At 45.9% G+C, this 13680-nt stretch carries 12 protein-coding genes; 3 read left to right on the top strand and 9 right to left on the bottom strand.

The genetic code is table 11. The features are described 5' to 3' along the window. Positions 1-145: 145 nt before the first annotated feature. Together QH73_RS26905 and QH73_RS26900 are read left to right on the top strand one after the other, a co-directional pair. Positions 146-700, top strand: coding sequence for a hypothetical protein (locus QH73_RS26905; RefSeq protein WP_039713671.1), 555 nt, complete (start codon positions 146-148; stop codon positions 698-700). A gap of 16 nt (positions 701-716) precedes the next feature. Beyond that, positions 717-1475, top strand: coding sequence for an ABC transporter ATP-binding protein (locus QH73_RS26900; RefSeq protein WP_039713672.1), 759 nt, complete (start codon positions 717-719; stop codon positions 1473-1475). Between the two features lie 148 nt (positions 1476-1623). On the opposite strand, the gene QH73_RS26895 is transcribed toward QH73_RS26900, so the two are convergent. The 9 genes from QH73_RS26895 to QH73_RS29275 form a co-directional block, all read right to left on the bottom strand. After that, entirely contained in the window at positions 1624-2268 is a 645-nt protein-coding gene (locus QH73_RS26895; protein ID WP_039713673.1) for an LON peptidase substrate-binding domain-containing protein, read from the bottom strand. A 154-nt stretch (positions 2269-2422) separates the two neighbouring features. Further along, a complete protein-coding gene (gene rpsJ, locus QH73_RS26890) occupies positions 2423-2740 on the bottom strand; it encodes a 30S ribosomal protein S10 (protein ID WP_039713674.1) in 318 nt (105 codons plus the stop codon). Between the two features lie 182 nt (positions 2741-2922). Further along, complete coding sequence (gene tuf, locus QH73_RS26885; protein ID WP_039713675.1) at positions 2923-4152, bottom strand: elongation factor Tu; 1230 nt, start codon at positions 4150-4152, stop codon at positions 2923-2925. A gap of 110 nt (positions 4153-4262) precedes the next feature. Further along, positions 4263-6338 carry an elongation factor G gene (fusA, locus tag QH73_RS26880; protein WP_039713676.1) on the bottom strand — a complete coding sequence of 692 codons (2076 nt, stop codon included), beginning with the start codon at positions 6336-6338 and terminating at the stop codon, positions 4263-4265. Positions 6339-6471: 133 nt separating this feature from the next. Further along, positions 6472-6942, bottom strand: coding sequence for a 30S ribosomal protein S7 (rpsG, locus tag QH73_RS26875; protein WP_015156709.1), 471 nt, complete (start codon positions 6940-6942; stop codon positions 6472-6474). Positions 6943-7243: 301 nt separating this feature from the next. Continuing rightward, positions 7244-7618 (bottom strand): 30S ribosomal protein S12, encoded by a 375-nt coding sequence (rpsL, locus tag QH73_RS26870; RefSeq protein WP_015156710.1) that lies wholly within the window; start codon positions 7616-7618, stop codon positions 7244-7246. 259 nt (positions 7619-7877) lie between these two features. Next, positions 7878-8219, bottom strand: a complete 342-nt coding sequence (locus tag QH73_RS26865) for a HesB/IscA family protein (RefSeq protein ID WP_039713677.1) — start codon at positions 8217-8219, stop codon at positions 7878-7880. 140 nt (positions 8220-8359) lie between these two features. Further along, positions 8360-8779 (bottom strand): phosphomannose isomerase type II C-terminal cupin domain, encoded by a 420-nt coding sequence (locus tag QH73_RS26860; protein ID WP_039713678.1) that lies wholly within the window; start codon positions 8777-8779, stop codon positions 8360-8362. 345 nt (positions 8780-9124) lie between these two features. Further along, complete coding sequence (locus QH73_RS29275) at positions 9125-11089, bottom strand: phosphodiester glycosidase family protein (RefSeq protein ID WP_201278361.1); 1965 nt, start codon at positions 11087-11089, stop codon at positions 9125-9127. Between the two features lie 668 nt (positions 11090-11757). Between QH73_RS29275 and QH73_RS26850 the strand changes: the two genes are divergently transcribed. Beyond that, complete coding sequence (locus QH73_RS26850) at positions 11758-13608, top strand: GAF domain-containing protein (protein WP_236147192.1); 1851 nt, start codon at positions 11758-11760, stop codon at positions 13606-13608. Positions 13609-13680 lie beyond the last annotated feature (72 nt).

Below are 13680 nucleotides of genomic sequence, written 5' to 3'. Positions count from 1 at the left end.
TTGAAATTCGATAATTCTACCTTTACTGAGAGAACCGTTTTCGTATTCGCTCAGTATATTACTAATCGCTCGATCCCCGTGCGATCGCACGACATCTGAAATTCACTCATAATAAATAAGAGCAAAAACTACTTGTAGTAGAACCGTGACCGCATTAGCCAATAACTCAACTTTTATTTTCCGTCTCTCACCTTTAATTCGGATAACACTGCTGAGTCTATACGTAGCTTTGACAATACCATTACCATTTTTAGCAAAGGTGACAGCCGCACCAGTTCCTCCAATCTGGTTGTGGATCGGGATTGGCATTGGTTTCATTGCCCTATACGCCGCTCTCAGCGAACGAGTCATACTAGATGACCAAGGAATTCAGGTAACATATCCCCTATGGGTTCCTCAATGGTTTCGGCGCGGTTGGTCTTTATCTTGGTCGGAGGTAAAAGAGTTAAAACCCCGTACTACCGGACAAGGCGGACTCGTATACTATTTCCTCAGCCAAGAAGGAAAAGCTTATTTATTACCGATGCGGGTGGCTGGATTTGCCAAATTGGTGCGGGAAGTGCAAGCAAAAACTGGAATTGACACCACAAGTGTAATTCCCCTATCACAGCCTTGGATGTACTTAATTTTGTTGGTATTTACTCTGCTGTTATTATTAGTTGATGCCTGGACAGTTACCACTGCGATCGCATTTAACTAGGAGTAAGGAGCGAGGAGTGAGGAGTGAGGGAACAGCACAATTAAGACTAGAAGGAGTCAGCCTAGCTGCAACAATAGGTTCTCAGTACTTATTGCAGGATATCTCCTTTGAAGCGTTCTCAGGCGATCGCATTGCAATTATCGGTGCTTCTGGGGCAGGAAAAACATCTTTATTGCGAGTCATCAACCGTCTTAACGAACCTACAGCCGGATTGGTTTATTTAGAAAACAAGGAATATCGTCAAATTCCTACAATTCAACTGCGCCAGCAAGTGACGCTGGTGATGCAAGAATCAAAACTATTGGGAATGACAGTCAGAGAAGCTTTGCAATATCCTTTGATTTTACGCAAAATGCCGCGATCGCAAATTCAGCAGCAAATTGCCTACTGGATGGAACGGCTAAATATCCCTGAAGACTGGCTAGAAAAGACAGAACTACAACTTTCAGTCGGACAAAAACAACTCGTTGCGATCGCCCGTGCTTTAGTTACCCAACCTAAAATTCTTTTACTCGACGAACCAACTTCTGCTTTGGATGCAGGTAAAGCATCTCATTTAATCGAAGTATTAATCCAACTAGCAAATAGCAGTCAAACAACAATATTAATGGTCAATCATCAACTCGAATTGGCTAAACAATTTTGTACGCGAGTGTTATTCCTACAAGCAGGACTTTTGAGCCAAAATATGTCCAATTCCAGTCAACTTGACTGGGACAAATTAAAAGCGAATTTAATCCAAGCTGAAACAAAAGCAACCCAAGAATGGCTCTAAAAAAGCCCCCCTTGTTAAGGGGGGTTGGGGGGATCTAAAAGCCCCCCTTTTTAAATTGGGGTTGGGGGGATCTGAAAGCCCCCCTTTTGAAATTGAGGTTAGGAGGATCTGAAAGCCCCCCTTTTGAAGGGGGGTTGGGGGGATCTTCTCAAGCTTCAAAAGTATCTTTCAACACCGTTCTTGCTGCTAAATGATTGCGCGTAGACTTAAGAATATCAGCTTCCCGCTCTAGCCGCGCCGCCGTATCTTGCATTTCCAATAGTGTTTGCTGTTCTGCCGCAACACCGTAAAGATTGCTGGCTACCCAGTAGGATAATTCTGTAGGTAAATCGGGAATATTTTCTGGTAAATCTATCTCCTGTTCTGTCAATTTAGCAGATAGCCTGACTACATCTCGCAGCAGTTGCTCTACTTCTCGTGCCATTGGTCTAAGGTCTTTTTGCGGTGGATTGTCTTCAATCCATTCCACCAAACCAACTTTGTAAGGTTTTTCTCGCACGTATTCCAAAACCCGAAACCGCTGCTGTCCGAGAGTAGCTACTCTCATCCGGTCGTCGGGTAAACGCTGATACTGAATAATTTCAGCGCAGCATCCAACTCTAGCAGGTTGACCTTGCACGGGGTCCCACAATAGTACCCCAAAGCGGCGATCGCTTTCTAGAATTGTATTCATCATAATTCGGTAGCGGAACTCAAAAATGTGTAGAGGTAGGGGGCGATTGGGAAAAAGCACTACCTCTGGCAATGGAAACAGTGGGAGTTCTCGCACCGCTATTTGAGAAGAAGATGTCATTGTCTATTCGTAAAAACGGTAACTGCGCATCCTGTTTTTACTTTAACGGATTTGTTTACAATTAGTTAACAGTTGACGGCTGACTGTTGACGGTTGACGTTTAACTGTCAACTGTCAGCAACTCAACGAGCATTTTACAACTTAAGCGAGCGTGTTAAAGCTTGACTTCAATATCTACACCCGCAGGTAAGTCGAGTTTCATTAAAGCGTCAATTGTTTTAGAAGAAGGTTGGTAAATGTCAATAATTCGGCGGTGAGTGCGAGTTTCAAAATGCTCTCTAGAATCCTTATCAACGTGGGGCGATCGCAGCACGCAATAAACGCGGCGCTTTGTAGGTAGAGGAATTGGACCGATAGCTGTAGCGTTTGTCCGGTTTGCCGTATCAACAATCTTCTCGCACGAGGTATCGAGTAAGCGGCGGTCAAAAGCTTGTAAGCGGATGCGGATTTTTTGCTGCTGAAGGGTAGCCATTTTTAGTTTTCTTGGTTCGGTTTATTGAGTAATCTTGTTTGAGCTTTGGAATACTCGTGTTGACGGCTGACAGTTAACAGCTAACTGTCAACCGTCAACTATTACAATTCAGTTAAAAGAGCAGAAAAGCATTATACCCCATTAGGCTTAGCTTTTCTGCTCTAAGTTAATAGCTGGTCGTTCTACTTCACAATTTTAGAAACAACACCAGCACCAATAGTACGACCGCCTTCGCGAATTGCAAAGCGCATTCCCTGCTCGATCGCGATCGGGTTGATCAATTCTACAGTCATTTTGACGCGATCGCCTGGCATCACCATTTCAGCAGCACTACCATCGTCAGCAGTGAATGCCGCAATTGTACCAGTTACGTCTGTCGTCCGCACGTAGAACTGTGGACGGTAGCCAGCGAAGAAAGGTGTCTTCCGACCACCTTCTTTATCTGTCAGCACGTATACCTCAGACTCAAATTGAGTGTGAGGGGTAATGCTACCAGGCTTGGCAATGACCATGCCGCGCTCGATTTCATCCTTTTTCAAACCCCGTAGCAGCACGCCTACGTTGTCACCAGCCATACCTTCATCCAAGGTCTTCTGGAACATTTCTACACCAGTAACGGTGGTGCTACGAGTGCCTTTGATTCCAACCAATTCGACGGTTTCACCAACCTTGACTTTTCCGCGCTCGATTCTACCAGTTGCAACAGTACCGCGACCGGAGATCGAAAATACGTCTTCTACTGCCATCAAGAAAGGCTTATCAATATCCCGTTCTGGAGTAGGAATGTAGCTATCGACTGCATCCATCAATTCGTAGATTTTATCAACCCACTCATTGTTACCCCGCGCAGTTGTAGGAGTTTTGATCATTGTTTCCAGTGCTTGCAACCCGCTACCTTTGACGATGGGAATATCATCGCCAGGGAAATCGTATGAACTCAACAGTTCGCGTACTTCTAGTTCTACGAGTTCCAACAATTCTTCATCGTCTACCATGTCTACCTTATTCAGGAAAACGACGATGTTGGGAACTCCTACCTGTTTTGCTAACAGAATGTGTTCGCGAGTCTGGGGCATAGGACCGTCTGCCGCAGATACTACCAGGATCGCGCCGTCCATTTGCGCCGCACCCGTGATCATGTTCTTCACGTAGTCAGCATGTCCCGGGCAGTCTACGTGAGCGTAGTGGCGGTTTTCGGTTTCGTACTCTACGTGAGCGGTATTGATGGTGATACCCCGTGCTTTTTCTTCTGGAGCTGCATCAATATCGTCGTATTTTCTAGCTTTCGCCTGACCCAAAGCTGCTAGGGTCATGGTGATAGCTGCCGTCAACGTGGTTTTGCCGTGATCGACGTGACCAATTGTACCAATGTTGACGTGAGGTTTAGTTCTCTCAAACTTTGCGCGTGCCATGAGTTCTCGGTTCCTTTTTTATTAAAAGCGATTAGCGATTAGCGATTAGCGATTAGCAATTAGCAATTAGAGATTAACTAAAGCTAATAGCTAACAGCTAACAACTCCATCTATGTCCCTTTGCTCTTAGCAATAATTGCTTCAGCTACGTTGCGAGGTACTTCTTCATAATGGCTAAACTCCATTGAGAAGATACCCCGACCTTGGGTTTTCGAGCGGATATCTGTAGCATAACCAAACATTTCTGCCAGCGGAACCTTAGCAGTCACTTTGGATAAGCCTTGATCCGATCCCATCCCTTCGATTTGACCGCGACGAGAGTTAAGGTCGCCCATCACATCCCCTAAGAAGTTTTCAGGGACTTCAACTTCGACTTTCATCATTGGCTCTAGTAGCACTGGCGATGCTTTTGCTACTGCTGCTTTCATTGCCATTGACCCAGCAATTTTGAAAGCCATTTCCGACGAGTCTACTTCGTGGTAAGAGCCATCGGTCAATGTCGCTTTGACATCAATCAGCGGATACCCAGCTAGTACGCCAGATTCGCAAGTTTCCTTCATCCCCTGTTCTACAGGTCCGATGTACTCTTTGGGTACAGAACCACCGACGATCTTGGAGACAAATTCAAACCCACTGCCTGGTTCGCCTGGTTCTAGATCGACGACAACGTGACCATACTGACCTTTACCACCACTCTGACGAATGAATTTCCCTTCTATTTTCGTGACGTGCTTGCGAATGGTCTCGCGATAAGCTACTTGTGGCGCTCCGACGTTTGCTTCCACTTTAAATTCGCGGAGCATTCGGTCTACCAGAATTTCTAGGTGGAGTTCGCCCATCCCAGCAATTACGGTTTGGTTCGTTTCGGGATCGACACTAACCCTGAAAGTAGGATCTTCTTCAGAAAGGGATTGCAGCGCTTTGGACAATTTGTCCATGTCCTGCTTGGTCTTTGGCTCTACTGCTACCGAGATTACTGGCTCTGGGATAAATAGAGATTCCAAAATGACTGGCGCACTGTCGTCACAAAGTGTATCGCCTGTCAAGGTATCTTTTAGTCCCAATGCCGCACCTAAGTCACCTGCACGCAATTCTTCAACGTCAATTCGGTCGTCTGCTCGCAATACTACTAAGCGAGAAATTCGCTCTTTCTTGTTTTTAGTAGCGTTAAGGACATAACTACCTTTTTTCAACACGCCAGAATAGACGCGCACGAAGGTGAGGCGACCGTATGGGTCAGCCATGATCTTGAATGCAAGTGCTGACAGCGGTGCGTTGTCGTCTGCGAAACGCTCGACTGTCTCGCCGTTGACTGTTGTTCCTTGAATTGGCGGAACTTCTGTAGGTGCTGGTAGGTAATCTACAACACCGTCTAGCAAGCGCTGCACGCCTTTATTTTTGAAGGCAGAACCGCATAACACGGGAACGATCGTTCCCGCAATTGTGCCTTGTCGCAGCCCTTTACGGATTTCAGCTTCAGTCAGTTCTTCACCTTCTAGATATTTCTCTAGCAAGGCTTCATCTGTTTCTGCTACTGCTTCAACTAGCTTCGTGCGATACTCTTGTGCTAGCTCTTGCAGATCGGCAGGGATCTCTACTTCTTGAATATCCGTACCTTGATCGTTGCCGTAGATGTAAGCGCACATCTTGACTAGATCGATCAGACCTTTAAAGTCGGTTTCACTACCAATGGGTAGCTGAATCGGTACTGCATTGGTGCGGAGGCGATCGCGCACCTGATTGTATACTCGGTAAAAATCTGCTCCAGTCCGATCCATCTTATTGACAAAGATGATGCGTGGCACCTTATACCGATCTGCTTGTCGCCAAACTGTCTCTGTTTGAGGCTGTACGCCACCTACGGAGCATAAGACTGTGATTACGCCATCTAATACCCGCATGGAGCGTTCCACTTCAATCGTGAAGTCTACGTGACCAGGAGTGTCGATGATATTAATTTGATGGTCTCTCCAGTTGGTGGTGATCGCAGCAGCAGTAATTGTAATGCCGCGCTCCCGCTCTTGAGCCATCCAGTCAGTTACCGCTGTCCCTTCGTGGACTTCACCGATCTTATGGATCATTCCAGAATAGAACAGAATTCGTTCTGTCGTTGTTGTCTTGCCCGCATCAATGTGAGCCGCAATTCCAATATTGCGGATTTTTTCCAGCGGAACGGTACGTGCCACAGCTACCTCCTTGAGTAGTTTTTGCCGCAGGTATCTCTATATTACTCTCTGTTAAGATTCTATACTTTTAGGGAAAGCCGCCACCAAAATAGGGGGATATTGCCTAGTCTTATCACTTTTTCCGAGCAACTTTTTAGTAGCGGTAGTGAGCAAAGGCTTTGTTGGCATCAGCCATCCGGTGAGTCTCTTCCCGTTTGCGGATCGAACTACCCGTCTCATTAGCAGCATCCATCAATTCGTTCGCCAACTTCATAGACATAGAACGACCGGAACGCTGTCTAGAAAATTGGATCAACCAGCGTAATGCTAGTGCCGTTCCCCGTTCTGGTCTGACTTCCATCGGTACTTGGTAGGTTGCTCCTCCCACCCGACGAGCTTTGACTTCTACTAAAGGTGTAGCATTCCGCACGGCTTTCTCGAAAGTTTCCAGCGGATCGTTGCCAGTACGCTCTTCGATTGTTTTCATCGCATCATAAATGATTCTTGCTGCCAGCGATTTCTTGCCACTGCGCATGACGCGGCGCATCATCATACTAATCAGGCGACTGTTGTATACGGAATCGGAAGGGATGGGGCGCTTTTGCGCTACAGCACGACGGGACATAAGTTATTCTTTACGTTTAGTTTGATTGGGGTTGGCAACAACAGAACTAAGTTTTCATGGCATGGTGGCTTTGAGGTAACTAGCACAAGGCAGTTGAAAAATCTAACTCCGTTTATTGCGTTGCCGCGATCGCACTTTTGCTGAGCCGAAGCTTTAGCTATTATGACGACAGGTAAAGTTTACTAGTTAGATATGCCGTTATTTTGCCTGCTAGCGCTGACTTTCATTCCGATTTTAGGCATCTCACCTCAAAAAAAGTAAAAAATCCTATAACCGCAATGATGTCAGCAGCAGAATTACCTTACTGCTTTGGTCTCTTAGTTCCGTACTTCGAGCGTCCTTGTTTGCGGTCTTTTACTCCAGCGGTGTCCAAAGTACCGCGAATGATGTGATACCGCACGCCTGGTAGATCTTTTACCCTACCACCACGAATCATGACGACGGAGTGCTCTTGCAGGTTATGTCCGATACCAGGAATATATGCCGTAACCTCAAAGCCAGAAGTTAGGCGAACCCTAGCAACTTTTCGTAGAGCTGAATTGGGTTTTTTTGGTGTGGTCGTATATACTCTTGTACAAACGCCCCGACGTTGCGGACATTGTTTCAGAGCAGGGGATTTTGTTTTCTTTTTCGCTACTTGACGTTCGTTACGGATGAGCTGCTGTATGGTTGGCATGATTTACAGCGCGTAGTTTTAGCTGCTTAAATTTAACGATCTATGATTATACCGATTTTAGTAAATTTATGTCAAACGCGCCGAGCAGTTATCGGTTATCAGTTGTCAGGGAGTGGCGCGTGGTGTGGGAGGTGTGGGAAGTGTCGGGTGTAGGGAAATTTTGAATGCGTGAATGCGTGAATGCGTGAATTTTGAGTTGCTCCCTCAGCTCCCGATCGCTCCCTCAGCTCCCGATCGCTCCCTCAGCTCTCTTCTCCCCTCACTCCTCACTCCTCACTCCTACATTAAAAGAGTTGCCACAACCACAAGTCGCGATCGCTTGAGAATTAGAGAAGCGAAATCCCCCACCCATTAAGTCTTCGGAATAATCGAGTTTTAAATTTTGAATGTAGTTTAAGCTGTCGGCATCGATCGCTACAACAATACCGTTGCAGTCTAGAATGCAATCGCCCTGCTCTGTTGCCTCGTCAAATCTCAAATCATAAAACAAACCAGAGCAACCCCCAGCTTGCACGCGCAAACGAAAGAAAGCGTCGGTGTTGCTCTGTTTAGATCGAAGTCGTTGAATTTCTTTAGCAGCAGAGGGACTAATTTGAATCATTGAACTAGGGAGCAGGGAGTCGTAGGGGCAGGTTTACTGAAAGACTTAGCTACTAACAGGTATTTCGGGTGAACCCGCCCGTACAGGAATAGGATGATATGAAGAGTATAATACTAAACCTTAATCCCTATCCTTAACCCCTAGCCCCTAGAATAGTCATCTTGAAATCGGACGATATCGTCTTCGCCCAAGTATTCTCCGTTTTGTACTTCAATGAGTATCAGGGGGATTGCGCCGGGATTTTCTAAACGATGGGAGGTACACTGAGGTACGTAGGTAGATTGGTTGTTACAAAGCATAATTTCGCGATCGCCACACAAAACCTTGGCAGTACCAGAAACAACAATCCAGTGTTCGCTACGGTGGTGATGCATTTGCAGGCTGAGGCGATGCCCTGGTTTAACTTCAATTCGCTTAATTTTGTATCCGCGCCCTTCTTCTAATACCGTAAAAGAACCCCAAGGGCGTAATTCCGTAGCGGCAATGCTTTTAGGGGCAACTGCGGCAGGAATCGGTAGAGTAGGTGCGTGAGCCTGGGAAGTTTCTTGAGTTTGAACCATGAACTTTTCTCCTGATAACTGTTATCCACTCTTAAAAATAAAAGGAAGCAAAGCAAACGACAGTGACACTAATAACCACAGCAATAGCAATAATATGTCGAGTATAGCCTTAGCCCAAGATAGCAGACTTCTTCCGAGGAGTGTCATCAGTAAACTTGCCGATTGGTATGGGCTACATCAATTCTTTACTTACTAGTCGTTAAGCTTTAAATAATCTTCATCTAGCAACTTTTTGCTAACTGCGGGAGTCGGAGTCGGGAGTCGGAGGATAAAGGAGACAAGGGGGACAAGGAAGTAATTCTAGTCACCAGTCACTAGCCGCTAGCGACTCATTCTCACCACTCACTACTCACTTTCTAGAAAAATTCCCAACCCGTTGTGAACGCGAGCTGCGGTGACAGGAGAGCGATTGACGAGTTGTCCCCCTAAGTAAAGGCTGGTGGAACTACCTCCGTCGAGATTGAGAGCATCAATACTACCCAATTGCTGCAAGAGCTTGGCAGTTTCCCATAAAGTAGAACCAGTCCCACCAACTCGGTTGTGAACTGTAGCAATGAGCAAGTTACCTGTTGCCGAGACACCAATAGCGCTACGCACGGCGGTTTGACGGCTGAAGGCATCGCTGAATCCTTCCGCTTTGGCGTTGAGAACGATTTGGCGGTTTTGAACTAATAATGGTCCAGCGCCGATTGCATGAGGGTATTGGGCAAACTCGGTCGGAACAGTGCCATCCGTCAAGCGTACCAGCGTGCTAATAGGCAGTAGGTTAGCAGTACTACCAGTCCTGAATGCGAGTAAGTAACCGTTGAGTGGGATGGGAAAGGCTGTTTTTCCGGCTAAACCGCCTGAAAGATTAGCAGTAACTTGATTATTTTGGACGATCGCGATCGCTTCGTTATTCGTCAAGGGCGTATAGGTAGTTCCCCAATCAGAGGTATAACGGGAAATTCCTGCTTGAATATAGCCGCTATTAAGATTGACGATTGGTAAACTTTGCCCCGTAGAAGCGATCGCTGTTTCTTGGCGTTGCAAGCGACCGATTTTAAACTGTCCGGCATCATTCCAAGCGATCGCACCTCGGTTGAGAATTGGACTAGACAGCCAGCGCCCCTCCCGACGAATTGCCCCCAAGGGTAATTTGTTGTTGCGGTTGAAAAATCCGGCGTTAATAGCAGCAGCAGCTGTGTAACGTTGAGCGGTGGTCAAAATCGGGGCAGTCCCAACCAGAGAATTTGCTGCACTCCAAATTGGTCTGAGGGCAAGTCCCCTAGTGCGGGGATTGACCTCTAACCATGTTACGGGAAAGCGATCGCGACCTAAATTAATATACTTTTGTTGCCAACGCAAGCCTCTAGCCCACAGAATATCGCGTTCCACCATCGGATCGGGGCGCAAATCGATAATGATGCGGTTAGGTTGGCTGAGGGTACTGACGCGGGGAAAGATGCCCACAGGTAAGCTGAGATCGATCGTCGTGAGATTCGCACTCGTGCCTAATTTAACTAGGGGAGTCGGTGAAATCTGACTCTGTTTTGGCAATTGGATCGCTAGATTGGCATTTAAGTGCTGGGCTAATTCAGGGTTTGTAGTAGCGTCAATTGCAATTTTCCATTGTTGATATGGAGGTGAGACAGTGGAGACTGCCTGAGATGGTAATTGCTGTTTTGGATCGTCCGGGAGTTCGGCAAGCGGTACTTTTGGTTTAGTGGCTGGACGCTGTTGCGTTAGTTGCCAAGGCGTAGGGCGATCCAAATCTACTACCAAGCGATCGCCCCAAGTTTGTTTACCCTGGCGCAGCGCTGTAATCTTTGCGGCTGGCGTAGTAATTCGCAGAATGTCACCTTCGCTTTGCAGTTGCCAACCTACTTTTGCTGCTAATTGAGATAGATCTAAATAACGATACGCGCCACTGTGCCAGATGCTTGAGACGAGTGGTGGAGTATCAGGAGTCGTGAACCACCGAATCGGTTGTCGATTCACATCCTGAGTATTCAGTAAATCTACCCCCAGTTGCATCAATCCTAGATCGCTAATTGTCGTTTGAATTCTGTTTGTGGCTGGCTGCGCTTCCCACTGTCGCCAAGCTGCGGATAGAATGCGACCGTTTAAGGAGATGCGATCGCCTGCTGCAAGTAGCCCATTTGGTGTAGTGGGGAGGCTAGGGGCATTTTGCGGTACGGATGATGGCGCAACAGGTGGGGTTACAGGCGGTTGAAGTTGAGCATTAGCAGCAGTGAACGTCAGCCACGGTGCTGTAGTTAGCAACCATAATAATGCTGAAGTTGGCAGCAAACAAAATTTTCGTTTCACAGCAGGAGTCAGGATCGAGCAGGGATTCGGGTGCATTAGCACAAGTAGCTATTCCTAACATAAAGATAGCTAACGGTCAATTGTATGACAGTTATCAGTTGTCAGTTATCAGTTATCGCCGATCGCGAGAGATATTAGGGGTTGGGATAGATAACTTTAATTTCTGACAACTCATTGACGACCGATCCAGTGACTGCAAAAGATGAGTGTTTTTTAATACTTAATACCAGTAAAATTTTTTACAGATAAACTTAGCAGCTCTCGCTCGGAGTTTAGTCTTTTTATCAGTTGTATAAATATTTCGATAATTCGAGCTAATAAAAACACTTTTTATACACAAAATTTTACGGAAAATACTGAAATTATTTTAGTTCAACGAAGTTAGTTATTTAACTATATTGTTCTATGCGATCGCAACTTTGTCACGCTGAATATACTAAATAATTAACTCAATCCTGGCTCGATTGAAAGGCTATGCCAACAAAAGCTATACCAAGCTAAGCTTTGTAGTAATATTTATCTACTCGTCAACCTACTAAAAACTGCAAAATTTAGCAGAAATAACACCTAAACTCAGACATTCCCTCAAAAGCGGTGAAATTTAGAATGGTATAGATAGTAGCTAGTAGTAGTAGACAGATTGAACCTAGCGCTTTATCTAACTACTGTTGACGAGAACGTTAAGTTTTGTATTTTCTAGTAATAGAGAAATTCTTGAGGTTGATGAAATGGAGGCAAATTCCTTCGAGTTCGCTCCCAAAACTGCCACGGATAAGTACAGTCTTACCTATCGTAATATCTATCGTAACTTTAGAAAATCATCTATTGATATTGAGATTTCAAATAGTTGCGGAGTGAGCCAAACTCGCAAGCAAACTGACTTGCGAGATCGAGAAATTCTCAACAGAATTTTAGCGATCGCGATTCAATCGCTCAATCGCGAAGATTGTTTAGACAATCTACTGCTAGAAATTAGACAAGCAATCCAAACCGATCGAGTACTCGTCTATCGTTTCGATCGTACTTGGAGTGGCACGATAGTAGCAGAATCGGTGACTGCTCAATTTCCCACCGCTATCGGTTGCCAGATTGACGATCCTTGTTTCCGAGAATATTACGCACAACAATATAGTGACGGACGGATGCGGGCGATCGCTAATATCTATGCTGCGGATTTGACTGATTGTCACATCAAAACCTTGGAACAATTTGCAGTTAAAGCAAGTTTAGTCGTACCAATTACAAGCGACAATGGACTGCTAGGTTTGCTAATTGCCCATCACTGCGATGCACCTCGTCACTGGCAGATAGAAGAGATCGAGTTGTTTAAACAACTTGCTACTTTAGTCAGCTCGATCCTGCAACACAATATCTCAAAACAAGAGCAGCAATCTGCTGTGGAGTATGCCCAGAGATTAAAACAAATGACTCAGATAGTGCAGCAAGCGCACTCATCCTCCGATCTGTTTGATGCTGTCACCACTACAGTGAGACAGGTATTTCAGGCAGACAGGGTATTAGTTTATCGTTTTGTGACAGATGGTAGCGGCATTGTTGTAGCAGAATCAGTTGCTCCTGGTTTGCCTCAAACCCTAAATCACCCTATCGATCGCTTTTATAGGTGCGAAAGTGAGATTCAACAGAGAGACAATCGGGGAGTACGCGCGATCGCCAACATTTACACTGCTGGACTGGCGATGGATCGAATTGATGCCTTAGAACAGTTTGCCATCAAAGCTCAATTAGTTGCGCCAATTGTGAGTAACGGCAAACTCGTAGGTTCGCTAATTGCCCATCAGTGTCATGCACCCCGTACTTGGCAACCAATAGAGAGCGATTTATTCGAGCAGATTGCCATTCAAATTGGCTTGGCACTAGATCGGGTAGCACTGCTAGAGTATCGAGCCGCAGCAGCCAAGCAAGTACAGATGCGGCAACAAATAGCGTTACAGCTGCGACGATCGCGCGTACAGTCCGAGATTTTAACAACTGTGACAGACGAACTCAAATCTGCCCTACAAACCGAGCGCGTGATAGTTTATCGCTGCGATCGCGGTAGCACAGTTATAGCTGAATCAGTTACCCCTGGCTTACCTCAAGCTTTAAATCATCGTCTTGACGATCCTTTGTGGCGGAACAATCGTACTGCATACGAGCAAATTGGTTACGCTCGTGCTATGAACAACATTTACACTGCTGGACTCAGCGATCGCTGCATTCATAATTTAGAACGCTTTGCCGTTAAGAGTAGCCTCATAGCACCTATCCTGATGCAAGATGAGCTATTCGGCTTGTTAGTCGCCCATCAATGCTTTGGTTTCAGGGAATGGCAGCAAACTGAAATCGACTTCTGTACTCAAGTCGCGATCGATGTAGGTTTTGCTTTGGAACAGGCACAATTACAGGAAAAACTAGCTCAAATTGCGCAAATTGTCATGCGCCTCGATGGCAACATTCCAACAACAGCACAACAACCAGCAACAGAAGACAAAGAACATGATGCTACGGTTGCATTCTAGTTATCAGTTATCAGTCAACTGTCAACTGTCAACTGTCAACTGTCAACTGTCAACTGTCAACTGTCTTCACGG

The sequence above is a fragment of the Scytonema millei VB511283 genome, assembly GCF_000817735.3.
GTDB lineage: Bacteria > Cyanobacteriota > Cyanobacteriia > Cyanobacteriales > Chroococcidiopsidaceae > Chroococcidiopsis > Chroococcidiopsis millei_B.
This window is presented reverse-complemented; position numbering and strand designations above follow the sequence as displayed.